Below are 23,473 nucleotides of genomic sequence, written 5' to 3'. Positions count from 1 at the left end.
CGGGCTCAGTGCCGTTGCGGCAGCTTCTGGATCATCAGCGCGGCCAGGCCCTCGTCGTCGCCCGCGCGCGGCGGCGCCAGTTCGGCCAGGGCGAAGCCGCGCGCTTGCGCGTCGTCCTCGTCGAGGCCGTCGAGTTCGACGAACTCGGCGTCCATCAGCGCGGCGCGGGCGGTGTCCTCGCTGTCGTAGGGCAGGGTATTACCGTCGCTGTCGAAGACCTCGGCGGTGCCGGCCTCGCGCACCCGCAGCCGGGCCCAGATCACGGTGCGGCCGAGGGTGGCCAGCCACCACTGCTCGCTGCGGGAAGCGCCGGCGTCGCCGGCGCTGGAGATTTCGGATTCGCTCATGACACCACCATGGAAAGCAGCCACAGCAGGCCGGCGCAGGCCAGTGCGGCGAAAACGGTCAACAGGGAAATCCGCGCCGGCGTCGCCAGCCCGTCGAGGTTGCGGTCGCCGGCGCTGCGGTAGCGGCTGCCGAGCAGCCAGCGCCAGGCCTGCGGGCTGACGAACGCGGCCTCGCCGAGTTCGCCGCGCAGCGAGGGGTGGCGGTCGCGCAGATGCACCAGCGCCAGCGGCCAGAAGATCGCGAACGCGCACGCGGCGGAGATCGCGATGCCGACGAAAGTCAGGGCCAGGAACAGGATCACTCGCTGCCTCTCGATGAGGCGCGGGGAGCGCGTTGCCGGCCGCTCGCCGCGCACGACGGTGATCGTCGTCCCCGCGAAGGCGGGGATCCAGAGACTTCACGGCGCGGTCGCGATGAAGCCCTGGGTTCCCGCTTTCGCGGGAACGACGGCTGGGAGCGGACGCAGCCGCTCCGATGTACTCAGAACTCGGCGCTGCCCGGGGCGCGCGGGTAGGCGATCGCGTCGCGGATGTTGGACAGGCCGCAAACATAGACCACCAGGCGCTCGAAGCCCAGGCCGAAGCCGGCGTGCGGCACCGTGCCGTAGCGGCGGAAATCGCGGTACCAGCCGTAATGCGCCGGATCCAGGCCGAACTGGGCCATGCGCGCGTCGAGCACGTCCAGGCGCTCCTCGCGCTGGCTGCCGCCGATGATCTCGCCGATGCCCGGGGCCAGCACGTCCATCGCCGCGACGGTCTTGCCGTCGTCGTTGAGGCGCATGTAGAAGGCCTTGAAGTGCTCGGGGTAATTCAGCACCACCACCGGGCGGCCGACGTGTTCCTCGGTCAGCCAGCGCTCGTGCTCGGTCTGCAGGTCCAGGCCCCATTCGACCGGGAACTCGAACTTCTTGCCCGACTTCTGCAGCAGCGAGATCGCATCGGTGTAGTCGATGCGCTCGAACGGCGAGTTGATGAAGGCTTCCAGGCGGGTGATCGCGTCGGGCTGGACGCGTTCGGCGATGAAGGCCATGTCGTCGCCGCGCTCGTTCAGCACCGCGCGGAACAGGTACTTGAGGAAGTCCTCGGCGACCTGGGCGTTCTCCATCAGGTCGGCGAAGGCGATCTCCGGCTCGATCATCCAGAACTCGGCCAGATGGCGGGTGGTGTTGCTGTTCTCGGCGCGGAAGGTCGGGCCGAAGGTGTAGACCTTGCTCAGCGCCAGGCAGTAGGCCTCGACGTTGAGCTGGCCGGACACGGTCAGGAAGGTTTCCTTGCCGAAGAAGTCGCGCGAGAAATCGACCGCGCCGTCCTTGTCGCGCGGCAGGTTGGCCAGGTCCAGGGTCGAGACGCGGAACATCTGCCCGGCGCCTTCGGCGTCGGAGGTGGTGACGATCGGGGTGCTGATCCAGTAGTAGCCGTTCTCGTGGAAGTACCGGTGCACGGCCTGCGACAGGCAGTGGCGGATCCGGGTCACCGCGCCGAACAGGTTGGTGCGCGGGCGCAGGTGGGCGAACTCGCGCAGGTACTCCAGCGAGTGCTGCTTGGGCTGCATCGGGTAGGTCAGCGGGTCCTCGACCCAGCCGACCACTTCGAGCTTGCTGGCCTGGATCTCGAAACTCTGGCCCTGGCCCTGCGAGGCGACCAGGGTGCCGGTGGCGATCACCGAGCAGCCGGTGGTGAGGTGCTTCACCTGGTCTTCGTAATTGGCCAGGGCGTTGGTCGCCACCACCTGGATCGGCGCGAAGCAGGAGCCGTCGCTGACGTTGACGAAGCTCAGACCGGCCTTGGAATCGCGCCGGGTGCGCACCCAGCCGCGTACCGTGACCTCGCCGCCCGCCGGAACCTTGCCTGCGAGTGCCTGTTCGACGCTTACCACCGTCATGTCGTGCCGCCTTAGCGCGTTGCGTGTGAGGGAGGGCGATCATAACGGATGGCGCCGGCCGCACGCGCCGGGGGCAGGGTCCGGCGAACTGCGGCGGCGGTCACGGTGCCGCCTTGGGCCCGGCGCCTCGGTCCGGCGGCACGGGCCTGAACCCAGGCTTGAACCGGTCCGGTCAGCCGCCATATCGGGTACAGCCGGCCGCGGCCGGGCTGATAACATGAATCCGGCGTCGCGATCCGCTGCGCCGACCCTCCACCGCAAGTCCCCAAGAAGCCCCGTCCATGGCCGTCACCCTCGCTCCCGCCGCTCTCGCCCGCGTCCAGCACTTCCTGGCCGAATCGCCCGGCACACTGGGGCTGCGCTTCGGCGTGACCAAGACCGGTTGCTCGGGCTGGCAGCACACCGCCGACCTGGCGCGCGAGGCGCGCGAAGGCGACACCGTGTTCGAGCAGGACGGCGTACGCATCTACGTCGACCCGATCAGCCTGCCGCTGGTCGACGGCACCCGCATCGACTTCCTCAAGCAGGGACTGGGCGAGATGTTCGTGTTCCAGAACCCCAACGCCACCGCCGAGTGCGGCTGCGGCGAAAGCTTCACCACCTCGGCCGACGCGGCCTGAGGCGCGGGCGCGCGGCCGGCGGCGATCGCCGCAGGGCATCGCGCCTGCCTGGGCCGGTCTGAATCGGCGCGCCAGCTTCGAAGCGCTTCGTTCGGCGCGCCAGATTTCGGCGCCCGGCCCAACTTTCGCCATAAGGCGCCGCCGGCGCCGCGGGCTAGACTCGGGGACTGTTTCCCGGGGAACCCGCCATGCTTCGACCCGTTCTGCTCGCCGCCGCGATCGCGGCCGGCCTGGCCCTGCCCATCGCCGCCGCTTCCGCCCAGGCCGAGCCGGCCGCGGTCCAACGCAACGCCAGCGCGCAAGCCCTGCACGCCCTGTTCGACGAGGAATGGCAGCGCGGCCTGCGCGAGAATCCGGAAGGCGCGACCTTCAACGGCGACAAGCGCTACAACGACCGCTGGAGCGATGTCGGCCTGGCCGCGACCCAGGCCCGCCAGGCCGCCGACCGCGCCGCCCTGGCGCGGCTGAAGGCGATCGACCGCAGCAGTCTGTCTGAGGCCGACCAGCTCAATTACGACGTGTTCGCCTGGAACCTGGAGAAGTCGGTGCAGCGGCAGCGTTTCCGCGAGTACCTGATCCCGGTCGGGCAGAGCGGCGGCGTGCAACTGGCCGACGGCATCCTGGAAGCGCAACCGTTCCAGACCGCGAAGGACTACCGCGACTGGCTGGCGCGCCTGCGCGGCCTGCCGGCCCTGATCGAGCAGAACCAGGCGCTGATGCGCGAGGGCGTCAAGGCCGGCATCGTGCCGCCGAAGGTGCTGATGCAGCGGGTGCCGGCGCAGATCGCCAAGCAGATCGTCGACGACCCGGCCAAGAGCCCGTTGTACAAGCCGTTCGCGCGCTTCCCCGAGGGCGTGCCGGCGGCCGAGCGCGAGAGCCTGCAGCGCGAAGCGCAGCAACTGATCCGCGAGCGGGTGGTGCCGGCCTACCGCGACTTCGCCGCCTATTTCGACAAGGAGTACCTGCCGGCCGCGCGCAGCAGCATCGCCGCCAGCGAGCTGCCCGACGGCAAGGCTTACTACGACTTCCTCGCCGCCGATTTCACCACCACCGACCTCAGCGCCGAGCAGATCCACCAGATCGGGCTCAAGGAAGTGGCGCGGATCCGCGCCGAGATGGAGAAGGTCAAGGCCGAAGTCGGCTTCAAGGGCAGCCTGGCCGAGTTCTTCGCCCACCTGCGCAGCGACCCGAAGTTCTTCCATAAGACGCCGGAGGCGCTGCTGACCGCCTATCGCGCGGTGTCCAAGCGGATCGATCCGGAGCTGGTCAAGATCTCCAAGAAGATTCCGCGCCAGCCCTACGGCGTGCGCCCGATCCCCGACAACGTCGCCCCCGACACGACCACGGCCTATTACCTGCCGGGCGCGGTCGACGGCACCCGCGCCGGGTTTTATTACGTCAACCTGTACAAGCCCGAGACCCGGCCGACCTGGGAAATGATCCCGCTGTCGCTGCACGAGGCGGTGCCGGGCCACCATTTCCAGTTCGCCAGCGGCCTGGAACTGGCCGATGCGCCGATGTTCCGCCGCACCGGTTATTTCGTCGCCTACGGCGAGGGCTGGGGCCTGTACGCCGAGCGCCTGGGCTACGACATGGGCCTGTACGACGACCCCTACGACCGCATGGGCCAGTTGGCCTACGACATGTGGCGGGCGGTGCGGCTGGTGGTCGACACCGGCATGCACAGCAAGGGCTGGAGCCGCGACAAGGCGATCGCCTTCTTCCTCGACAACGCGCCCAAGACCGAGCAGGACGTGGTCAACGAGATCGACCGCTACATCGGCTGGCCGGGCCAGGCCCTGGCCTACAAGATCGGCCAGCTGAAGATCTCCGAGTTGCGCGAGCGTTCGCGCCAGTCCCTGGGCGAGGGCTTCGACCTGCGCGAGTTCAACGACGAGGTGCTGGCGACCGGCTCGGTGCCGCTGGCGGTGCTGGAGAAGCACATCGATGCCTGGATCGCGCGCAAGAAGAGCAATCTCGGCAAGGACTGAGATTTTTGGCTGGGGCTCGGGATTCGTCGAAGCCGGGGCCTTGGGCCTGAAAGGCCGGCTGCGACGCTCGGCCTGGGGCAGGGCGTAGGGGCGATTTGCCCCGCAAGCCCCGGGCTGCCATACTTTCCGGCTCCCGCGCGGCCTCAGGCCGGGCAGGGGACCTTGCTCCACCGCGCCGTTGCGGCGTTGGGGGGCTGAACCGGGCTGCCGTCGGCGGTCCTTCATCCACAAGGAATCACACCATGCGTCATTACGAAGTCGTGTTCCTGGTCCATCCGGACCAGAGCGAGCAGGTGCCGGCCATGATCGAGCGCTACAAGTCGCTGATCGAAGGCGGCGAAGGCAAGATCCACCGTCTCGAAGACTGGGGCCGCCGCCAGCTGGCCTACCCGATCGAGAACCTGGTCAAGGCCCACTACGTCCTGCTCAACATCGAAGTCACCCAGACCGTGCTGAACGAGCTGGTCGACGGCTTCCGTTTCAACGACGCCGTCCTGCGTCACCTGGTCATGAAGCGCGACGAAGCCGACACCGAGCAGTCGCTGATCATGAAGTTCAAGGACGAGAAGGGCGACAAGCCCGAGCGCGGCGAGCGCCGTCGTCGTGACGACGACAGCGACAACGCTGTCGGCACCGCCGACAACGCCGACGACAACGCCGAAGCCGCCTGAGGATCGCCCCCATGTCCAAGTTCTTCCGCCGCCGCAAGTTCTGCAAGTTCACCGCCGAGGGCGTCAAAGAGATCGACTACAAGGATCTCAACACCCTGCGCCAGTACCTGACCGAGACCGGCAAGATCGTGCCGAGCCGCGTCACCGGCACCAAGTCGAAGTACCAGCGCCAGCTGGCCACGGCCGTCAAGCGCGCCCGTTTCCTGGCCCTGATCCCGTACACCGACAACCACAACGCCTGAGTAAGGCCGTTCGCCCGCCTCAGGCGGGCGAACCCTTTGTCTCCCTTTCCCGCTTGCGGGTGAGGGCAGGGGCGAGGGCCGCGGTCCCGCCTCGCGCACAAAGCCTTTTCGGACAGCGAATCCTGCTGCGGGCCTACAGGCCCGCTAACGAATACGGAGCAATCCTATGCAACTGATCCTCCTGCAGAAGGTCACCAACCTCGGCAACCTCGGCGACAAGGTCAACGTCAAGCCGGGCTACGGCCGCAACTTCCTGGTGCCGCAGGGCAAGGCCGTTCCGGCCACCGCCACCAACCTGGCCGAGTTCGAAGCGCGTCGCGCCGAGTACGAAGCCAAGGCCAAGTCGCAGCTGGACGGCGCCGAAGGCCGCAAGGCCAAGCTGGAAGGCGTCGAGATCACCGTCTACGCCAACGCCGCGACCGAAGGCAAGCTGTACGGCTCGGTGACCCCGCGCGACATCGCCGAGGCGCTGACCAAGGCCGGCCACCCGGTCGAGAAGTCGGAAGTGATCATGGGTGAAGGCCCGATCCGCCGCACCGGCGAATACGACGTGCTGCTGCACCTGCACGCCGACGTCGAAATCACGGTCAAGGTCACCGTCGCTCCCGAAGCGGCCTGATCGATCCGACCGCGGCATGCGAAGGGCGCCTTCTGGGCGCCTTTCGTTTTTGCGGCGCAGGCGCGGGCGAGTCTCAGCCTGGGCGACCCGGTCGGGCGATAGAAGGGCGAGTTGTCCACGCCTTATCCACAACTTCGCCACAGGTCCGCTACAGAGCTGTCTGCAACCCCCGCCGGCGCATCGCGTCTACGATGCTGCTTCATGCGGCATGTTTTCACCAGGCGCGCCCGGTTTCCCGTTCTTCGTCCGGCGACGCGCCGCGGCGGGATCGCGGCCGGTGCGCCCGTCATCCCTTTCGAGCCCGCGCGGCTCGTCCGGTCGCCGACCCGGCCGCCGCCATGCTGAGCAGAGGAACGCCTTCCCGATGAGCGCACGATCCGGTTTCCGCGGCGAGAAGCGTTTCGAGACCCGCGCCGAGCAGCGCGTCGACCAGTTGCGGGTGCCGCCGCAGTCGGTCGAGGCCGAGCAGGCGGTGCTCGGCGGGCTGATGCTGGCGCCCGACGCCTACGACCGGATCGCCGACCAACTGGTCGAAGAGGATTTCTATCGTCGCGACCACCAGCTGATCTACCGCGCGATCCGCGAGCTGGCCGAGCGCAGCCGGCCGTTCGACGCGGTGACCCTGGGCGAATGGTTCGACTCGCAGGGACTGTCCGAGCAAGTCGCCGGCGGCGCCTACCTGATCGAGCTGGCCAGCACCACGCCCTCGGCGGCCAACATCGCCGCCTACGCCGAGATCGTTCGCGACAAGGCGGTGATGCGCAAGCTGATCGAGGTCGGCACCGAGATCGTCAACGACGGCTTCCAGCCCGACGGCCGCGACAGCAGCGAGATCCTGTCCAAGGCCGAGCAGCAGGTGTTCGCGATCGCCGAGGCCGGCGCCCGCGGGCGCACCGACTTCACCCCGGTGACCAAGGCCCTGTCGGAAGCCTTCGACGTGCTGCAGACGCGCTACGCCAACGGCGGCGCGGTCACCGGCCTGCCGACCGGCTACACCGAATTCGACGAAATGACCGCCGGCCTGCAGAACACCGACCTGCTGATCCTGGCCGCGCGTCCGGCGATGGGCAAGACCACCTTCGCCCTCAACATCGCCGAGCACGTCGCCTTCCGCACCAAGAAGGCGGTGGCGGTGTTCTCGATGGAAATGTCCGCCAGCCAGCTGGCCCTGCGCCTGATCTCCTCGGTCGGCCGGGTCAACGCCCAGCGCTTGCGATCGGGCCAGCTCGAGGACGAGGACTGGGCGCGCGTCACCGGCGCGATCCGCCAGTTGCGCGAGGTCAAGATCTTCATCGACGACACCCCGGGCCTGTCGCCGGACGTGCTGCGCGCCAAGTCGCGCCGGCTCAAGCGCGAGCACGACCTGGGCCTGATCGTGATCGACTACCTGCAGCTGATGTCGGTGCCGGGCAACAGCGAAAACCGCGCCACGGAAATCTCCGAGATCTCGCGTTCGCTCAAGCACCTGGCCAAGGAGCTCAACCTGCCGGTGATCGCGTTGTCGCAGCTCAACCGCTCGCTGGAACAGCGCGCCGACAAGCGTCCGGTGATGGCCGACCTGCGCGAATCCGGCGCTATCGAGCAGGACGCGGACATCATCATCTTCATTTACCGCGACGACTACTACAACAAGGAAACCTCGCCGGACAAAGGCCTGGCCGAGGTCATCATCGGCAAGCAGCGTTCCGGCCCGACCGGCTCGCTCAAGCTCAAGTTCTTCGGCGAATACACCCGCTTCGACAACCTCAGCCACGATTCGATCGGTTCGTTCGAGTAGGCCGGCGCGAGCGGGTCCGCAGCGCGATAACCGGCGTTCGTCCCACCGCCCCGACTACAGGCACTGGCCGCGCTGCGGCGCCCGGCTATGCTCGGCGCCGGCGGACCGCTCCCGGTCCGCATGCGCCCCATGGAGGCCTGGATGTCGATGTTTTCCCTGCTGCTTGCGGCCGCAAGCGCCACCGCCCCGGCGGCACCGCCCGAGTCGGCGACGATCGCCGCAATCGAGGCGACCTGTTTCGACTACCTCGACGGCCAGCTCGAAGCCGATCCGCAACGCGTCGCGCGCGCCCTGCACCCGGACCTGGCCAAGCGCGCGGTGATCGGCGATACCCCGTACGAGCGCCTCGGGCTGCGCCGCATGTCCAAAGAAGAGCTGGTCGAGCTGACCAAGCAGGGCGCGCTGAAGACCCCCAAAGAACAATGGAACCGCAGCTGCCGGGTGCTCGACGTGGCCGGCAACGCCGCCGCGGTGCGCGCGGAAACGCCCTGGTTCGTCGATTACTTCCACATGGGCCGCTTCGACGGCCGCTGGATCATCGTCAACGCGCTCTGGCACAGCAAGCCGCGCTGAGCGCGATCGCGCCGCCCGGCTGGGTCCCGTTGCGGTCCGCGCCCGGAAGCGATGCGGATAGCGCGATCGCTGGAGTGGGGCCGGGCCGTCTTCGGCCCGGCGCCAATCAGTGATGCCGCGCACGTTGTCGAAGATGCGCCGCGTCCTCGCGCATCGCCATCGCGTTGCTGCATCGCCCGTTCAGCTGCATCGCGCTAGCCTGCTGCGCGATGCCGCCGCTGCGCGTCGCGCACCGCCGAACGCTCGGCGATTGACGTGTTCGTGACGCAGCGCGGCGCATCGTATCGCTCGATTCTTTCCTCCCTTCCATCGGTGCGTCCATGAACTCCAACCTGAAATCCACCCTCGCGATCGTGCTGATGTCCTGCGTCGCGGCCACCGGCGTCGCCGGCGCCCAGAGCAAGTCCAAGAAGACCCCGCGCTGCTACGACGTCGAAGTGCAGCGTCCCAAGCAGATCAAGGACCAGCACAAGATCACCGGCACCGCGATCGGCGCGGTCGCGGGCGGCCTGCTCGGCAACCAGGTCGGCGGCGGCAACGGCAAGAAGCTGGCGACGGCGGCCGGCGCGGTCGGCGGCGCGCTCGCGGGCCGCAAGATCCAGGAGCACCAGCAGAACAAGACCGAGACGGTGATCGAGCGTCGCTGCGACTGAGCCTGAGCGCTCACGAGCTGGAGCATAGGCGCTAGCGGAGCGGGAGCGGGTTTCGGACCGCTTCCGTGCTTGCCCAAGCCGCGCGCTCCTGCCGATCGTTCCAGGCTCGACATCGAAGCCGCGCGGGCGTCTGTCCGCGCGGCTTTTTCGTTCTCGCCGTCGTTCGGTTGGAGAAGTGGGGCAGGGGGATGGGCCCGCCGCAGCCTTCGTCGCTGCCCGAGGGTTCGCGGTCGCGGCTTGTGACCGGAGGAAATCCCCGTGGGGCGCCGCTCCTACCCTGCGGCGGATGGGCGTGGCGACGCGATGGATGGGGCCGCGCAGGCCGCCGCTCGCGGCTCACGCCGCTCCTACAAGAGCATCCGCCACGCGGGCATCCGCTGCGCAGCAATGTTTCGCGCGACTGCCCCGCGCTACCGTCGTTGCCTCCGCGCTGTTGCTGTTCCCCCCTTTGAAAAGGGGGCAGGGGGGTGCTCCTGCCACGCGACCGCGCCCCCGCAACCGACGTCCCCGGCTTTGCCCGTCCTGCACAAGCGCAGCGACTTCACACTCAGCTCATCGGCGCGCCGACGGCGCTCGCTAGAATGCGGCGCATGGCACGACCGACTTGCGCAAGCATCCACACCGACGCCTTGCGTCATAACCTCGCCCAGGCCCGGGCGCTCGCCCCCCACAGCCGGGTCATGGCGGTGGTCAAGGCCGACGGCTACGGCCACGGCCTGGAGCGCGTTGCCCGCGCCCTGGAAGGCGCCGACGCCTTCGGCGTGGCGGCCCTGTCCGACGCCGACCGCCTGCGCGCCGCCGGCCTGTCGCAGCCGATCGTGCTGCTGTCGGGCTTCGACGAGGCCGACGACCTGCCGCAACTGCGCCGGCTCGGAGTCGAATCGGTGGTCCACCATCCCAGCCAGATCGAGATGCTCGAGCAAGCCGGTCCCGGCGAGCCGATCCGCTGCTGGCTCAAGGTCGACAGCGGCATGCACCGGCTCGGCTTCGCCCCCGACCAGGTGCGCCAGGCGCATGCGCGCCTGAGCGAGGCGGCGGCGGTCGCCGACGGCATCGTGCTGATGAACCATTTCGCCAGTTCCGACGAGCTCGACCCGGCCCAGGCCGGCCACGGCCAGACCCGCGCCCAACTGCGCGCCTTCGCCGCCGCGACCGAGGGCCTGGACGGGCCGCGTTCGCTGGCCAATTCGGCCGCGGTGCTCGGCTGGCCGGACGCGCATGCGCAGTGGATCCGCCCGGGCGGCCTGCTGTACGGGATCAGCGTGGTCGAAGGCCGCACCGGCGCCGATTTCGGTCTGCGCCCGGCGATGACCCTGTCGACCCGGCTGATCGCGGTCAACCGGGTGCGCAAGGGCGAGAAGATCGGCTATGCCGCGACCTGGGAATGCCCGGAAGACATGTGGATCGGCGTGGCCGCGATCGGCTACGGCGACGGCTACCCGCGCGCGGCGCCGTCCGGCACTCCGGTGCGGGTCGCCGGCCACGACACCCAGCTGATCGGCCGGGTGTCGATGGACCTGATGACCATCGACCTGCGCGGCGTGCCCGGGGCCAAGGTCGGCGATCCGGTGCTGCTGTGGGGGCCGGAACTGCCGGTCGAACGCATCGCGCAGGCCAGCGCCACGATCGGCTACGAGCTGACCTGCTCGATCACCCGCCGGGTGCGCTTCGTCGAGAGCTGAGGCTGGCGAGACTTGAGACCACCGATCCGCCGCGGAATCTTGTTCTGCGGCGGATCGGTCGCAATGGCATGCCTGTCGGAATCTCGTCTAGAACTCAAATCGCGGCAGGATCCTGCCAAGACTCCACCAGTTCATTGTTTTCGGCGACGATGCGGCAACCGGTCGCTTCGCTCTGGCACTGTTTCAATGCAGTGCTGCGGGCATCGTCGAGCGAACCATACCCTCTGCCCCAGAAGAGTTTCTTGTCGCCAGAAAGCGCCAGCGCTTTCTCGCTCGAATCTCCTTCGAGATAGACCTGCAGGCTTTTCCGCGATTCGGGGGGCAAGATTGCGTTCAAGGACGCCAGGGCATGCGAATCGATCGAGGGTAGCTTGAGGCCTCGCAGGAAGCTGTCGATCCGGGGCCGAATCAGTGGGCTCGCTTCATGCCTGTAGAGCTGATGGCCATCGCGCCAGAACGGCGGGAGGACGGCCAGTTCGGCAGCGCCGCCCTTGGCCCGGTAGCTTTTGAGCATTCTGCGCGCGAGCTCTGGCGAGAACGATTGATCGTTCTCGGCATACAACCACAGCGTGGACGCACGGCTGCGTTCGGCCAATTTTCCTACGTACTGGACCAAGTCGTCGTTGAATTCCGGGCATTGTTCTTCGCGGAGCGAATAGTCCGGATAGAGCCCGCCGGAAAGATTGATGGCCGCATCCAAAGGCCGATCCGGTTGGGCGGCCAAAGCAAGTACGGAAACGCCGCCAATCGAGATTCCGAGGCCTATCGAGTGGGACGGATCGGCATCGGGGCGGTGCTTGATAGTGCTCAAAGCAGCGGCGAGATCTTTAGCGTAGGGCTCAAAAAACTTGGCGACAGTCGGCGATTTGCAACTTCCCGCATCGTCATGCCGAGTGCCGGAGGAATACCCATAGCCGCGAAAACTGACCGATACAGCCAGCCATCCTCGATGAGCGAAATCGCGGGCGATGTGCGCTAGTCCATCGGCGTGTTGTTGGCGCGGCTCAGGGGACGATCCATTGACGATCAGTGCGATCGGATACCGGCCCGGCTTGTCCGGCCTGGCCAAGTAAGCCCCCAGGGCCTCGGTTCGGCCATCGATCTGGACCGGCAGCATCAGGTCCTCGGTGTGCAGCGCAGGGGACGCAAGGCTGTTGGGGGATAGCAAAAACAGGCTCAAAAATGTGGCGACCCACGATCCTGACTTCATTTCCACTGCCTAGATTAAAAGTGAGCGTACGGTGGCGTGCGTTGGATGCATGCCGCCTAAGGCGAGGTCATCGAAGGGTCGAAACTCGGCCGATCGAAGCGCCGTTTCCCTTCCGCGCGGCGAATCCGGCGAAGAAATTAGAAGTGTGTTGCAGAGCTCGTCAAGGTGTGTCGCGATGCATGTTCTTCGAGCAGTCATGAAGTTCGATTCGCGCTCATGCGGCACGATTATTGAAGTTGACCTGGGTTCGCTATTCGCTCGGCGACGGCTCTGTGTCCGCGCGAGCGTCCCCTTAGTCGCGCATATCGCGACATCGCGCCTTTAGTCCTGTTCAGTCCTTGAACTCGATCGCTATCGCTATCGAGTTCGGCCCAAGCATGTCGCCAGGCGAATTTTCGTTTTATGACTGAGCTTGACGCTGTATTGAGCGCTGCTTCGGGCGGCAATGCGTATGAGTGTTCTTCGTTCGCCGCTTGCTCGAGGTTTCAGTGCGCACCTCGACCGGATGAGCTGCGCACGCCAAGACATCAAGCGAGGGCTCCCTTGTTTGGGCGGCCACAAAACGGCTTACCGATTGACCGAAACGCACTAACGCAGCGTCCACCCTACAGCGGCCAGAAGCGCCGGATTCATCATATTAAATTTGTGATTTAAGTAGCAAAATTACATGTTCCCTGAGGGGGTTCACTCATTCCCGAGTCGCGCCCGACGGCGCTAGCGTCGGATGTGCGTCGCGGCCCAGACCGCGGCGTATCGCTACCGGCCCGGCGCGTCCGGGCCGCCTTTCATCTCGGGGAGTCACGAATGAAGCAACGCAAGTTGGTGTGCGCACTGGGCCTGGGTCTGTCCATGCTGGCGGTATCGAGTCTGGCCGCGGCGCAGGGCCCGGATCCCAATCGCGTCTGGGTCAAGTTCAAGCAGTCGGCCGAACGCGAGAACGTGCGCAAGGCGCTGCAGGCCGGCGGCGGTGCGATCCACTTCCAGTTCGACAAGCTCAACGCGTTCGTCGCGACCCTGCCGCCGCAGGCGCAGCAGGCGCTGCGCAACAACCCCAACATCGCCTCGGTCGAACCCGACCTGCCGCGCTACGCCTCGGCCCAGTCCGTGCCCTACGGCATCGACAAGGTGCAGGCGCGCGACGTGTGGGACGCCGACCGCGACGGCACGATCGACGCCGGCGCCGCGACCGGCGCCGGGATCAAGGTCTGCGTGATCGACTCGGGCATCAACTCGGCTCACGAAGACTTCGCCGGCATCGCCATGACCGGCTATCCGAGCGGCTGGAACAACGACACCTGCGGCCACGGCACCCATGTCGCCGGCACCATCGCCGCGGCCAACAACGCCACCGGCGTGGTCGGCGTCAGCCCGGGCAAGGTCTCGCTGCACATCATCAAGGTGTTCGGCACCAACGGCTATTCCGGCGAAGGCCAGTGCTCCTGGACCTACAGCTCGACCCTGGTCGACGCGGCCAACCGCTGCGCCACGGCCGGCGCCAAGATCATCAGCATGAGCCTGGGCGGCGGCGGCAGCTCGACCACCGAGCGCAACGCCTTCCAGAGCCTGGCCGACCAGGGCATCCTCAGCATCGCCGCGGCCGGCAACGACGGCAACGCGACCCTGAGCTATCCGGCGTCCTACCCGAGCGTGGTCTCGGTGGCTGCGGTCGATTCGAACAACGCCAAGGCCGATTTCTCCCAGTACAACAGCGAGGTCGAGCTGTCGGCGCCGGGCGTGGCCGTGCACAGCACCTTCCCGCTGGCCGACGACCCGCTCAAGGTCGGCAACAGCAGCTTCGCGATGAACCCGATCGACGGCTCCAAGCAGGCCACCGCCAGCGCCGGCTGGGTCAACGGCGGCCTGTGCACGTCCTCCACCTCGACCTGGCGCAACAAGGTCGTGCTGTGCCAGCGCGGCACCAACAGCTTCCTGGAGAAGGTGCAGGCGGTGCAGAAGGGCCGCGGCGTCGGCGTGGTGATCTACAACAACGTCGACGGCGCGCTGCACGCCACCCTCGGCGTCACCGCGACCGGTGCGGCCAACCACAGCACCATCCCGGCGGTCGGCATCGCCAAGGCCGACGGCGAGGCGATCATCGCCGGGCTGTCCGGCCAGAGCGCGACCGTCGACACCGTGCCGCAGGCCAGCAACACCGCCTACGTCGACATGGACGGCACCTCGATGGCGACCCCGCACGTCTCCGGCGTGGCCGCGGTGGCCTGGAGCGCCAAGCCGACCGCGACCGCGCAGCAGGTGCGCGATGCGCTGGCGGTGACCGCGATCGACCTGGACGCGCCGGGCCGCGACGACAACACCGGCTGGGGCCTGGTCCAGACCCAGGCGGCGATCGCCGAGCTGCAGTCGCAGTAAGCGCCAGCAGAACGAGGCGGCGGCTGCGCCGCCTTGAAGGAGCGGGAGCGAGTGGCTACGCGACGCTCGTTCCCCGCTTCGACAGTTAGGGGAAGCGCCAGGGACGGAGGGGGTTAAGCATCGCTTAACCCCCTCCGTCCCTGTTTCGTTCGCGGACTGCGATGTCCCCGGCTTTTACTCGTTTCTCGTTCCTCTCCACTCTTTCCCCGCTCATGCATACTGCCCCTCCCTGACGCCGCCCGCCGCCCGCCGCATGCCCGAGGCTCCGCCCGTCGCCCTGGTGTGGTTCCGCAACGATCTGCGCCTGGCCGACAATCCGGCCCTGCGCGCGGCGCTCGAGGCCGGTTATGCGCCGGTGCCGGTCTATATCCATGCCCCCGACGAGCACGGCCACTGGCGCCCGGGCGCGGCCTCCGACGCCTGGCGTCATCGCGCCCTGGCCGCGCTGGACGCCGACTTGCGCAAGCGCGGTTCGCACCTGCGCCACTTCTTCGGCCCCAGCCTGGCGACCCTGCAATCGCTGGTCCTGGCGATGGACGCGCGGGCGGTGTTCTGGAACCGCCGTTACGAGCCGTATCTGGAGCGCCGCGACACCCGCATCAAGCAGGCGCTGCGGCGGATGGGCGTGCAGGCCGAAAGCCACAACAGCGCATTGCTGTTCGAGCCGTGGACCTTGCGCACCAAACAGGGCGGACCGTTCAAAGTGTTCACCCCGTTCTGGCGCGCGGCGCTGGCGGACTGGCGCGATACCAGTTGCTGGCCGCCGCCGGCCTCGTTGCCGGCCGTCGCCCAGGGCCCCGACGGGGTGCCGCTGGCGGCGCTCAAGCTGACCCCGACGCCGCGCTGGGATGCCTCGTTCTGGACCGACTGGACGCCGGGCGAGGGCGGGGCGCTGGCGGCCCTGGAGACCTTCGTCAACGGCGCCCTGCGCGGTTACGCGCAGCAGCGCGACCGGCCCGACCGGGTCGGCACTTCGCGCCTGTCGCCGCACCTGCACTTCGGCGAGATCGCGCCCTGGCGCGCGGTCGCGTCGCTGCAGGCCGAGCGCAACGCCGGCAACGCGGGCGATGTCGATGCGGCGATCCGCGAACTGGGCTGGCGCGAGTTCGCCCATCACCTGCTGCATCACTTTCCGGACACGCCGGAGCAGAACTTCAATCCGCGCTTCAACGATTTCGCCTGGGCGCGGCTGTCGCCGCTGAAGCTGGAAGCCTGGCAACAGGGCCGCAGCGGCGTGCCGATCGTCGATGCCGGGCTGCGCGAGCTGTGGGCCACCGGCTGGATGCACAACCGCGTGCGCATGATCGTCGCCAGCTACCTGACCAAGCACCTGCGCTACCACTGGCGACACGGCGCGCGCTGGTTCTGGGACACCCTGGTCGACGCCGACCTGGCCAACAACACCCTGGGCTGGCAGTGGGTCGCCGGCACCGGCGCCGACGCCGCGCCGTACTTCCGCATCTTCAACCCGGTGACCCAGGCCGAGAAATTCGACCCCGACGGCGCCTATATCGCGCGCTGGCTGCCGGAACTGGCGCCGCTGCCCGTGCCGCTGCGCTTCGCCCCCTGGCAAGACCCCGCCCGCCTGCGCCGAATCGCCCCCGACTACCCGCCGCAGCCCCTGGTCGACCTGGCCGCGGGGCGCGATGCGGCGTTGCAGGCCTATCGGGGTCGGGAATAGGGAATGGGGAATGGGGAATCGGAAAGCAGCGCATGCTTTGACCGATTCTCTATTCCCGATTCCCCATCCCCGTGCGCGCAACGCGCGCAAGCGCGTTGACCGCTCCTGCGACCGCATGATTCACTCGCCGAACATCCGGGGAGGACGCATGGCCAAGGCAGAGGCGGGATCGACCACGCAATCGCGCAAGCGCGCACGGCGCGAACCGATGTCGCGGGTCGACACGGCCTGGCTGCGGATGGAGCGGCCGACCAACCCGATGATGATCACCGGCGTGCTGATGTTCGCCGAGCCGATGTCGGTGGATGCGTTCAAGCGCGTGGTCAAGCAGCGTTTCCTGGCCTATACCCGGTTCCGGCAGAAGGCGGTCGACACCGCCGCCGGCGCCTACTGGCAGACCGACGACGACTTCGACATCGACTGGCACGTGCAGCACACCGCGCTGCCGGGGCGCGGCGGCAAGCGCGCCCTGGAGCGCTTCGTCAGCCAACTCGCGTCCAGCCCGCTCGACGGCAGCCGGCCCTTGTGGCAGTTCCATCTGGTCGAGCGCTACAACGGCGGCTCGGCCCTGGTCGCGCGCATCCACCACAGCTACGCCGACGGCATCGCCCTGGTCCAGGTGCTGTTGTCGCTGACCGACACCACCGCCCAGCCGGCCAAGGGCAGCGACCTGGCCCAGGCCTGGCTCAAGCAGGACGGCGTCGACGTCGCCCGTCGGGTCGGCGCGGTCGACCGTTACATGAAGCTCGGCAGCAAGGTGGTCGAGAAGGGCATGGAGATGTACCGCGACCCGACCCTGGCGGCGATGCTGGCCAAGGAGGGCGGCGAGATCGCGCGCGAACTGCTGCACGCGCTGTCGTTGTCGGACGATCCGCCCTCGCTGCTGCGCGGCAAGCTCGGGGTCAGCAAGCGCGTGGCCTGGGCCGAGCCGCTGGACCTGGAAGAGGTCAAGGCGGTCGGCCGCGCCTGCGACTGCACGGTCAACGACGTGCTGATGGCGACCGCGGCCGGCGCGCTGCGCAGCTACATGATCGAACGCGGCGACCAGGTCGACGGCCTGACCCTGCGCGCCACGGTGCCGGTCAACCTGCGTCCGCTCGAACACGCGCGCAAGCTCGGCAACCACTTCGGCCTGGTGTTCCTCGACCTGCCGGTCGGCGAAGACAACCCGATCCGCCGGGTCGAGCGCGTCGCCGAGTGCATGAATAATCTCAAGAATTCCCGACAAGCCATTGTTGCATTTGGACTTTTGGCCGCACTCGGCATGGCGCCGTCGCAGGTCCAGGGGCTGGCGCTGGAGCTGTTCAGCCGCAAGGCCACCGCCGTGGCGACCAACGTCCCCGGGCCGCAGCAGCCGCTGTACATGGCCGGCTCGCGCCTGGACGGGATGATGTTCTGGGTACCGCAGACCGGCTCGATCGGGATCGGCATTTCGATCCTCAGCTACAACGGCAAGGTCCACTTCGGCCTGATCGCCGACGGCAAACTGATCCCCGACCCGGACGCGGTGATCCAGCGCTTCGGCAGCGAATTCGACAAGCTGCTGTACCTGGCGCTGATGGGCAATTGGGACGTGCCCCTGGACGCGGCCGGCGCCGACGCGCTGATGCCGGAACCGATCTCGGCCTGAGCGCCGCGCGGCGCCTCCCGGCAAGCTGAATCGCGGCGCAGCGGCGCGCGCGCTCGTCACCCGCCCGCGACGGCGGCGTGATTAGTTTGGGCGCGCACGCAACACCGCCACAGCCGAGGACCGCCATGAAAACCCCGATCTCGAAGACGCTCAAGCTCGCCCTGGCCGCCGCCACCATGACCGCGATGCTCGCCGGCTGCGCGACCGGCGGAGGCGGCTACTACGGCGGACAGCAGCAGCCCTATCCGAACCAGGGCTATCCGAACCAGAACCCGCCGCCGCAGCAGCAGGGCGGGATGAGCAAGACCCAGAAGGGCGCGTTGATCGGCGCCCTGGCCGGCGTGGCCGCGGGCCTGCTCAGCGGCGACGATGCCACCGAACGCCGCCAGCGCGCCCTGATCGGCGCCGGCGTCGGCGGTTTGGCCGGCGGCGCGATCGGCAACTACCAGGACCGCCAGGAACGCGCGCTGCGCGACCGCATGGCCGGCACCGGCGTCGACGTGGTCCGCAACGGCGACAACATCACCCTGAACATGCCGAGCAACATCACCTTCGCCTTCAACAGCGCCAATCTCGACCCGCAGTTCTATCCGGTGCTCGACAACGTCGCCAGCACCCTGACCGAGTACAACCAGACCATCGTCGAGGTCGCCGGCCACACCGACAGCATCGGCACGGACGCGGTCAACCAGCGCCTGTCCGAGCAGCGCGCCGGCAGCGTCGGCAATTACCTGATGTCCAAGGGCCTGATGCGCGACCGTTTCATCCTCACCGGCGCCGGCAAGACCCGCCCGATCGCCAGCAACGACACCGAGGCCGGCCGGGCGCAGAACCGCCGGGTCGAAATCACCCTGGTGCCGGTGCGTTCGTAAACGCCTGCTCGTAGATCCTGGATCGCCGACTGAGCGTCGCCGCTCAGTACCGGCGGGACAGCCGACCAGCGATACGACGACGGGCCGCGCAAGCGGCCCGTTCTCGTATCGTCTCGGCTGGAGTTGCGAACCGCGCTGCGGCGCATGCGGCGAGGCCGCCGTGGTGCGCTCGGGACGGCCCGAGATGGGGCACGCCCTAGCTGGGCAGGCGCCGCGCCGCCGCGCATGCTTCGGCCCATTCCCCGCATCCGGAGCCGCGTCATGTCCTGGACCTCGTCCGTCACCGATATCGGCCAGCGCGCCCTGCAGGCGCTCGATCCCTTCCTGCCCGGCGACCAGGCCCAGAACCTCGGCGGCGACAAAAAGAACGCCTGCGACGGCACCGGCGACTGCAAGCCGATCCAGGGCGAGACCAAGGTGTTCGAGCAGGGCGCCGGCGACGGCCATGCGGTCGACTACGACGACATCGCCCAGGGCGGCCTCAACGACTGCTACGTGGTCGCCGGGATCGGCGCGGTCGCGGCCAAGAACCCGGAACTGGTCAAGAACGCGGTGCGCGACAACGGCGACGGCACTTACACCGTGACCTTCTACGAGAAGGACAACGGCTTCCTCGGCATCCCCGGTTTCTTCGGCGGCGGCGAATACAAGAAGGTCGAGATCAAGGTCGACGGCAACTTCTCCGACAAGTCCGCCAACGGCTCGGGCGACTTCGTCAACGGCAAGGGCGAGAAGGCCGAGATCTGGCCGAAGATCGTCGAGAAGGCCTACGCCCAGTACAAGGGCGGCTACGACGCGATCAACCACGGCGGCAACTCGGCCGAGATCATGAGCCTGCTGACCGGCCACGACGCCGATCAGATCGACACCGACGACTACAGCTTCGAGGACCTCAAGAGCGACCTCGACGGCGGCAAGGCGGTGGTGCTCGGCACGCCCGACGACTTCAAGGGCGTGAACAAGGACGTGGCCACCAAGCACGGCCTGGTCGACTGGCACGTCTATACCGTGGTCGGGGTCAAGGAAGAGAACGGCCAGCGCTATGTCGAGGTGTACAACCCGCACGGCACCGAAGGGGTGAAGAAGATCCCGTTCGACGAGGCGATGGATTCGTTCAGCTACGGCGTGTCGTCGGCGACCAAGTGATCGCGGTCACGCTGCGCGCGCCGCGCTTGTCGCCCGCGCGCGGCTTGGCCTAAGCTCGACCGCGCGGAGGCCGCCGCCGGCGCCCGTCCGGACGATCCCATGACACTGTCGCAAGGGCTGCTGCCCGCCATCCTGGTCCTGTCGATGCACATGCCGCACGCTGACGCCGCCGAAGCCGGCGGCCGGGTCATTCGCCAAGGCACGGTCGTGCGCCTGGACGACGGCCATTCGCTGGCGATCGAGCGCGTCGAGCGCCACGACGACGGACGCATGAGCGCGCGCTTGGCGCTGATGCCGGAGCCGGGCCGGGAATGGACCGCGACCGCCGAGTACGCGCCCGGCCAGTGGCTGGTGGCCGGCGCGCAGTGCTACCAGGTCGTGCGCCTGGAGCCGTCGCACGAACGCGAACGCGCGACCGTGCTGCTCAAGGGGCCGAGTTCCGACTCGCCCTGCGTGGATGCCGCCGCATCGATTCCGGTGTTCGCCGGCGACGGCGGCACGCGCATCGGCGCCTCGCGGATCGCCGTGCAAGCCCTGGACGCGGCCGACGGCTCGCTGGAATGGATCCACTGGCCGGCGGAGTTCACTCTGGCCTCGGCGCCGCCGGCCCAGGTGCGGCGCCAGCGCATCGCGCTCGGCGCGACCGTCGAAGCCGATGGCCGCGGCTACCGGCTGGCCCGCGTGCACGCGGCCGCGCAAGACCGGCCGGCCTTCGCCGAATTCGAAGCCGCCGTGCGCTGAGCGGCGCGCCTTAATCTCATCCTCGACGATCGAACGAGAACAGCTCCGCCAGCGGATGCTTGCGGCGTTCGATCGCCGCGCGCAGCAGGCCCGCGCCGATCATGCTGTAGGTGATGCCGTTGCCGCCGTAGGCCATCGCGAACAACACCCGCGGGCCGTGCTGCGGATGCGCGCCGAACCAGGGCAGGCCGTCGTCGGTTTCGGCGAAGGTGCCGCCCCAGGCGAACGCCGGCCGCAACAACAACCCGGGAAAACGCCGCGCGACCGCGGCGACCAGTTTGCGCGCCTTGCCCGGCACGCGCCGATCGCGCCGCGCCGGCAGATCGACCGCATCGTCCGCGCCGCCGACCAGCAGGCGGCCGTCGCCGGTGGCGCGCAGGTACAGGTAGGGCCGCGCGGTTTCCCACACCAGGGTGTCGCGCAAACCGCCGAGCGTCGCGTCGTCGAGCGGATCGGTGACGAAGGCGTAGCTGCTGCGGTTGCGGGCCAGGCGCTGCCGGAGCCAGTGCTGGCCGGCATAGCCGGCGGCGACCACCGCGTGGCCGGCGCGCACCCGCAAGCCGCCCTGGCTGCGCAGCTCGACCGAGCGCGAGGTCGAGCGCAGCAACTGCAGCCGGGTGCGGTCGTAGACGCCGACCCCGCGCCGCTGCAATCGGGCCAACAGGCGCAAGGTCATGCGATACGGATCGACCCGGGCGGCGCAGGCGCTGAGGATCGCGCCCGGCGCGCGCAAGCCGTAGTCGGCGGCCAGCGCCTGCTCGTCGAGCCAGCGCAACTGCAGGCCGTGGCGCAGGCGCAAGGCGGCCTCGTCGCGCAGCGCCGTGCGGTGGCGCGGCTTGCTGGCGAAATACAGGCTGTCGCAGCGGGCGAAGTCGACGTCGCGCAGCCCGCGCGCGACCGACTCCAGCGCCGGGATCGCTTCGGCGCAGGCGCGGTAGGCGGCGGCCGCGGCGTCTTCGCCGTAGCGCCGGCACAGCTCGAGCAGGGGCGTGTCGATTTCGTACTGGAGCAGGGCGGTGCTGGCGGCGGTGCTGCCCCAGCCGATGTCGCGCTGCTCGAACAGCGCCGTGTCGATGCCGTGCGCGGCCAGTTCGTCGGCGATCAGCGCGCCGCTGATGCCGCCGCCGATCACCGCGACCTCGCAGCGCAGGTCTTGGCGCAGCGGCGGAAACGCGTGCATCAGGCCGTTGCGGATCGCCCAGTACGGCGTGCCGCTCTTGAGGTCCATCATGACCGGCGCTGCGTGCAGGGCATGCGCCTAGCAAAACCGTTGCGGCGTCAGCGCCGGGTGATCGCCGCGGCGGGTGAAATTAGTGGCGCACGGCGGCCGCGTCGAGTCCGCCGTGGTCCGGGTCGGTTTCCAGCGCCAGTTCGCGTTCGAGTTCGGCGCGGAACTGCTCGAAGCTGATCCCGCGCTGGGCGACTTCGCTGTCGGCGGCGCGGCGCAGCGCCGGCGAGCAGCCCAGGCTGACCTCGCGGCCTTCGCGGCGATGCAGGCTGGCGGCGCGTTCGAGCAGGGCCAGCACGCGCGCGGCGCTCTCCGATCCGCCGACGATGCGGCCGCCCAGGCCCAGGGTCCATTCGCCTTCGCGGCGGACGATGCCGCCGAGCAGGCGGCCGGCGTCGTCGCGCAGTTCGGCGTGCGGCTCGATGCCGGGGCCCGGCGGTGGTGCGCTGCGGGCCTTGGCGAGTTTGCGCTTCTTGGCGTCGCGGCGGGCCTTGGAGGTGATCGACATGGCGTGCTCCTCGACTCGGGCCGGATCGTCCTGCGGGGATCATAGCCTGTCGGCCGCGCAGCCCCCAAGGTCGGCGCCCGGTCGGCCGCGGCGATGCCGGATCGCCGCGGCCGGGACGTTACCCGGACCAGAAGGCGCGTTCAGTGCCGGTGCGAATGTGATTCATGCTCGGCCGGTACGGCTTCGACATCGCTTGGGGGCTGCGCCGGCGTCGTCGGGGCGGAGCGAGCCGGCGCGGGCTTGGGCGGATGAGCAGGGTCGTCGCCGTGTCCATCGTGTCCGTGCCCGTGTCCGCTGGCGGCGCCGGTATCGGCGGGCGAGGGCGGCGGCGGTGTCGTCGGCACCGCCTGCGGCGAACCGGCCGTTGCCGGACGGGCCGGTTTCGCCGCGGGATGCGTCATCGCGGCGTGGTCCGCTGTGCCGGCGCCCGCTGAATCGGCCTGCGCCGGATGCGCGTGCCCGGCGTCGGCGTGGCCGGACCCCACGCCGGCGGTCTCGCCGCCGCCGTGCGAATGGCCGTCGCTGCGTTCGACCCAATCGCGGTACTGCGCGGCGTTCATCGCCGGCATCCGGCGCAGGAACGCGACCAGATTCCACAGATGGGCATCCTCCATGCTCGCGCCCCAGGCCGGCATGCCCGAGGCCTTGATCCCATGCTTGATGGTCCAGAACGCCTGCGCCGGATCGACCTCGTGCCGGCTCAGGTCCGGTGGCGCCGGATACAGTCCGCGCGCGAGCTCGGTCGGATCGCGGCCGGGCGCGAGGTGGCAACCCGCGCACATCGCCTCGTAATTGCCGGCGCCCTGGCGGATGCGTTCGGGATCGTCCAGGGGCGGCACCTGCAGTTCGCGCGCGCGCACCGCGATCGAACGTTCGCGGGCGTAGTCGAGCAGGGCATAGACCGGGCGCGAATGCGGCGCGTCGGCGCCGACGTCGTACAGTCCGGCCCAGGTCGCGGCCGCGCCGAGGCCGAGCGCGACCGTCGCCGCGGCGCCGAGCCGCAGCGTGTTGCGTAGCGTGTTGTTCATGG

At 68.8% G+C, this 23,473-nt stretch carries 23 protein-coding genes; 15 read left to right on the top strand and 8 right to left on the bottom strand.

Annotation, left to right across the window (positions count from 1 at the left end; translation table 11 throughout):
- Window positions 1–5 precede the first annotated feature (5 nt).
- The 3 genes from K4L06_RS18320 to asnS all read right to left on the bottom strand — a co-directional run bounded on the left by K4L06_RS18320 (window position 6) and on the right by asnS (window position 2,229).
- The gene (locus K4L06_RS18320; RefSeq protein ID WP_221672760.1) at window positions 6–347 is read right to left on the bottom strand and encodes a hypothetical protein; all 342 of its coding nucleotides are present in this window, start codon (window positions 345–347) and stop codon (window positions 6–8) included.
- Window positions 344–649, bottom strand: coding sequence for a hypothetical protein (locus K4L06_RS18315; RefSeq protein ID WP_221672759.1), 306 nt, complete (start codon window positions 647–649; stop codon window positions 344–346). The genes K4L06_RS18320 and K4L06_RS18315 overlap by 4 nt, the downstream gene beginning before the upstream one ends.
- Window positions 650–828: 179 nt before the next feature.
- On the bottom strand, window positions 829–2,229 hold the full coding sequence (gene asnS / locus K4L06_RS18310) for an asparagine--tRNA ligase (RefSeq protein ID WP_221672758.1): 1,401 nt from the start codon (window positions 2,227–2,229) through the stop codon (window positions 829–831).
- Window positions 2,230–2,510: 281 nt separating this feature from the next.
- Here asnS and K4L06_RS18305 point away from each other — a divergent pair, with 281 nt between their 5' ends.
- From K4L06_RS18305 to K4L06_RS18275, 7 genes are all read left to right on the top strand, one after another.
- On the top strand, window positions 2,511–2,849 hold the full coding sequence (locus tag K4L06_RS18305; RefSeq protein WP_221672757.1) for an iron-sulfur cluster assembly accessory protein: 339 nt from the start codon (window positions 2,511–2,513) through the stop codon (window positions 2,847–2,849).
- A 188-nt stretch (window positions 2,850–3,037) separates the two neighbouring features.
- Window positions 3,038–4,840 (top strand): DUF885 domain-containing protein, encoded by a 1,803-nt coding sequence (locus K4L06_RS18300; RefSeq protein ID WP_221672756.1) that lies wholly within the window; start codon window positions 3,038–3,040, stop codon window positions 4,838–4,840.
- Window positions 4,841–5,082: 242 nt separating this feature from the next.
- The gene (gene rpsF / locus K4L06_RS18295) at window positions 5,083–5,511 is read left to right on the top strand and encodes a 30S ribosomal protein S6 (protein WP_064748257.1); all 429 of its coding nucleotides are present in this window, start codon (window positions 5,083–5,085) and stop codon (window positions 5,509–5,511) included.
- A gap of 11 nt (window positions 5,512–5,522) precedes the next feature.
- The gene (rpsR, locus tag K4L06_RS18290; RefSeq protein WP_031372470.1) at window positions 5,523–5,753 is read left to right on the top strand and encodes a 30S ribosomal protein S18; all 231 of its coding nucleotides are present in this window, start codon (window positions 5,523–5,525) and stop codon (window positions 5,751–5,753) included.
- Between the two features lie 166 nt (window positions 5,754–5,919).
- Complete coding sequence (gene rplI / locus K4L06_RS18285; protein ID WP_221672755.1) at window positions 5,920–6,372, top strand: 50S ribosomal protein L9; 453 nt, start codon at window positions 5,920–5,922, stop codon at window positions 6,370–6,372.
- A 364-nt stretch (window positions 6,373–6,736) separates the two neighbouring features.
- Window positions 6,737–8,149 carry a replicative DNA helicase gene (locus tag K4L06_RS18280; protein WP_221672754.1) on the top strand — a complete coding sequence of 471 codons (1,413 nt, stop codon included), beginning with the start codon at window positions 6,737–6,739 and terminating at the stop codon, window positions 8,147–8,149.
- Window positions 8,150–8,290: 141 nt separating this feature from the next.
- Window positions 8,291–8,722: a nuclear transport factor 2 family protein gene (locus K4L06_RS18275; protein WP_221672753.1), complete on the top strand. Its 432-nt coding sequence runs from the start codon at window positions 8,291–8,293 to the stop codon at window positions 8,720–8,722.
- 106 nt (window positions 8,723–8,828) lie between these two features.
- Here the strand turns inward: K4L06_RS18275 and K4L06_RS18270 are convergent, their stop codons facing one another.
- Window positions 8,829–9,044, bottom strand: a complete 216-nt coding sequence (locus K4L06_RS18270) for a hypothetical protein (protein WP_221672752.1) — start codon at window positions 9,042–9,044, stop codon at window positions 8,829–8,831.
- Here K4L06_RS18270 and K4L06_RS18265 point away from each other — a divergent pair.
- The gene (locus tag K4L06_RS18265; protein ID WP_221672751.1) at window positions 9,043–9,375 is read left to right on the top strand and encodes a glycine zipper 2TM domain-containing protein; all 333 of its coding nucleotides are present in this window, start codon (window positions 9,043–9,045) and stop codon (window positions 9,373–9,375) included. The two genes, K4L06_RS18270 and K4L06_RS18265, sit on opposite strands and share 2 nt — an antisense overlap.
- Before the next feature lie 590 nt (window positions 9,376–9,965).
- Complete coding sequence (alr, locus tag K4L06_RS18260; protein WP_221672750.1) at window positions 9,966–11,057, top strand: alanine racemase; 1,092 nt, start codon at window positions 9,966–9,968, stop codon at window positions 11,055–11,057.
- 94 nt (window positions 11,058–11,151) lie between these two features.
- Here alr and K4L06_RS18255 read toward each other — a convergent pair whose 3' ends face one another.
- A complete protein-coding gene (locus K4L06_RS18255) occupies window positions 11,152–12,267 on the bottom strand; it encodes an alpha/beta hydrolase (protein WP_221672749.1) in 1,116 nt (371 codons plus the stop codon).
- A gap of 804 nt (window positions 12,268–13,071) precedes the next feature.
- On the opposite strand from K4L06_RS18255, the gene K4L06_RS18250 reads away from it, so the two are divergent.
- From K4L06_RS18250 to K4L06_RS18225, 6 genes are all read left to right on the top strand, one after another.
- A complete protein-coding gene (locus K4L06_RS18250) occupies window positions 13,072–14,637 on the top strand; it encodes a S8 family serine peptidase (RefSeq protein WP_221672748.1) in 1,566 nt (521 codons plus the stop codon).
- Window positions 14,638–14,890: 253 nt separating this feature from the next.
- A complete protein-coding gene (locus K4L06_RS18245; RefSeq protein ID WP_221672747.1) occupies window positions 14,891–16,318 on the top strand; it encodes a deoxyribodipyrimidine photo-lyase in 1,428 nt (475 codons plus the stop codon).
- A gap of 148 nt (window positions 16,319–16,466) precedes the next feature.
- Window positions 16,467–17,948, top strand: a complete 1,482-nt coding sequence (locus K4L06_RS18240) for a wax ester/triacylglycerol synthase family O-acyltransferase (RefSeq protein WP_221672746.1) — start codon at window positions 16,467–16,469, stop codon at window positions 17,946–17,948.
- A gap of 125 nt (window positions 17,949–18,073) precedes the next feature.
- Window positions 18,074–18,820, top strand: coding sequence for an OmpA family protein (locus tag K4L06_RS18235; protein ID WP_221672745.1), 747 nt, complete (start codon window positions 18,074–18,076; stop codon window positions 18,818–18,820).
- 261 nt (window positions 18,821–19,081) lie between these two features.
- Window positions 19,082–19,966 (top strand): C2 family cysteine protease, encoded by an 885-nt coding sequence (locus K4L06_RS18230; RefSeq protein ID WP_221672744.1) that lies wholly within the window; start codon window positions 19,082–19,084, stop codon window positions 19,964–19,966.
- 99 nt (window positions 19,967–20,065) lie between these two features.
- Window positions 20,066–20,707, top strand: a complete 642-nt coding sequence (locus K4L06_RS18225; RefSeq protein ID WP_221672743.1) for a hypothetical protein — start codon at window positions 20,066–20,068, stop codon at window positions 20,705–20,707.
- Window positions 20,708–20,723: 16 nt separating this feature from the next.
- On the opposite strand, the gene K4L06_RS18220 is transcribed toward K4L06_RS18225, so the two are convergent.
- The 3 genes from K4L06_RS18220 to K4L06_RS18210 all read right to left on the bottom strand — a co-directional run bounded on the left by K4L06_RS18220 (window position 20,724) and on the right by K4L06_RS18210 (window position 23,471).
- Window positions 20,724–21,935: an FAD-dependent oxidoreductase gene (locus tag K4L06_RS18220; RefSeq protein WP_221673683.1), complete on the bottom strand. Its 1,212-nt coding sequence runs from the start codon at window positions 21,933–21,935 to the stop codon at window positions 20,724–20,726.
- Window positions 21,936–22,017: 82 nt separating this feature from the next.
- Window positions 22,018–22,443, bottom strand: coding sequence for a hypothetical protein (locus K4L06_RS18215; protein WP_221672742.1), 426 nt, complete (start codon window positions 22,441–22,443; stop codon window positions 22,018–22,020).
- Between the two features lie 140 nt (window positions 22,444–22,583).
- Complete coding sequence (locus K4L06_RS18210; protein WP_221672741.1) at window positions 22,584–23,471, bottom strand: cytochrome c; 888 nt, start codon at window positions 23,469–23,471, stop codon at window positions 22,584–22,586.
- Window positions 23,472–23,473: the final 2 nt, after the last annotated feature.

This window comes from Lysobacter sp. BMK333-48F3, from assembly GCF_019733395.1.
Taxonomy (GTDB): domain Bacteria; phylum Pseudomonadota; class Gammaproteobacteria; order Xanthomonadales; family Xanthomonadaceae; genus Lysobacter.
This window is presented reverse-complemented; position numbering and strand designations above follow the sequence as displayed.

Excerpts from the sequence above, each read along its gene's own strand:
- K4L06_RS18320 (WP_221672760.1), bottom strand. The coding sequence starts at position 347 with ATGAGCGAATCCGAAATCTCCAGCGCCGGCGACGCCGGCGCTTCCCGC.
- asnS (WP_221672758.1), bottom strand. The coding sequence starts at position 2,229 with ATGACGGTGGTAAGCGTCGAACAGGCACTCGCAGGCAAGGTTCCGGCG.
- K4L06_RS18305 (WP_221672757.1), top strand. The coding sequence starts at position 2,511 with ATGGCCGTCACCCTCGCTCCCGCCGCTCTCGCCCGCGTCCAGCACTTC.
- K4L06_RS18300 (WP_221672756.1), top strand. The coding sequence starts at position 3,038 with ATGCTTCGACCCGTTCTGCTCGCCGCCGCGATCGCGGCCGGCCTGGCC.
- rpsF (WP_064748257.1), top strand. The coding sequence starts at position 5,083 with ATGCGTCATTACGAAGTCGTGTTCCTGGTCCATCCGGACCAGAGCGAG.
- rpsR (WP_031372470.1), top strand. The coding sequence starts at position 5,523 with ATGTCCAAGTTCTTCCGCCGCCGCAAGTTCTGCAAGTTCACCGCCGAG.
- rplI (WP_221672755.1), top strand. The coding sequence starts at position 5,920 with ATGCAACTGATCCTCCTGCAGAAGGTCACCAACCTCGGCAACCTCGGC.
- K4L06_RS18280 (WP_221672754.1), top strand. The coding sequence starts at position 6,737 with ATGAGCGCACGATCCGGTTTCCGCGGCGAGAAGCGTTTCGAGACCCGC.
- K4L06_RS18275 (WP_221672753.1), top strand. The coding sequence starts at position 8,291 with ATGTCGATGTTTTCCCTGCTGCTTGCGGCCGCAAGCGCCACCGCCCCG.
- K4L06_RS18265 (WP_221672751.1), top strand. The coding sequence starts at position 9,043 with ATGAACTCCAACCTGAAATCCACCCTCGCGATCGTGCTGATGTCCTGC.
- K4L06_RS18270 (WP_221672752.1), bottom strand. The coding sequence starts at position 9,044 with ATGGACGCACCGATGGAAGGGAGGAAAGAATCGAGCGATACGATGCGC.
- alr (WP_221672750.1), top strand. The coding sequence starts at position 9,966 with ATGGCACGACCGACTTGCGCAAGCATCCACACCGACGCCTTGCGTCAT.
- K4L06_RS18255 (WP_221672749.1), bottom strand. The coding sequence starts at position 12,267 with ATGAAGTCAGGATCGTGGGTCGCCACATTTTTGAGCCTGTTTTTGCTA.
- K4L06_RS18250 (WP_221672748.1), top strand. The coding sequence starts at position 13,072 with ATGAAGCAACGCAAGTTGGTGTGCGCACTGGGCCTGGGTCTGTCCATG.
- K4L06_RS18245 (WP_221672747.1), top strand. The coding sequence starts at position 14,891 with ATGCCCGAGGCTCCGCCCGTCGCCCTGGTGTGGTTCCGCAACGATCTG.
- K4L06_RS18240 (WP_221672746.1), top strand. The coding sequence starts at position 16,467 with ATGGCCAAGGCAGAGGCGGGATCGACCACGCAATCGCGCAAGCGCGCA.
- K4L06_RS18235 (WP_221672745.1), top strand. The coding sequence starts at position 18,074 with ATGAAAACCCCGATCTCGAAGACGCTCAAGCTCGCCCTGGCCGCCGCC.
- K4L06_RS18230 (WP_221672744.1), top strand. The coding sequence starts at position 19,082 with ATGTCCTGGACCTCGTCCGTCACCGATATCGGCCAGCGCGCCCTGCAG.
- K4L06_RS18225 (WP_221672743.1), top strand. The coding sequence starts at position 20,066 with ATGACACTGTCGCAAGGGCTGCTGCCCGCCATCCTGGTCCTGTCGATG.
- K4L06_RS18220 (WP_221673683.1), bottom strand. The coding sequence starts at position 21,935 with ATGGACCTCAAGAGCGGCACGCCGTACTGGGCGATCCGCAACGGCCTG.
- K4L06_RS18215 (WP_221672742.1), bottom strand. The coding sequence starts at position 22,443 with ATGTCGATCACCTCCAAGGCCCGCCGCGACGCCAAGAAGCGCAAACTC.
- K4L06_RS18210 (WP_221672741.1), bottom strand. The coding sequence starts at position 23,471 with ATGAACAACACGCTACGCAACACGCTGCGGCTCGGCGCCGCGGCGACG.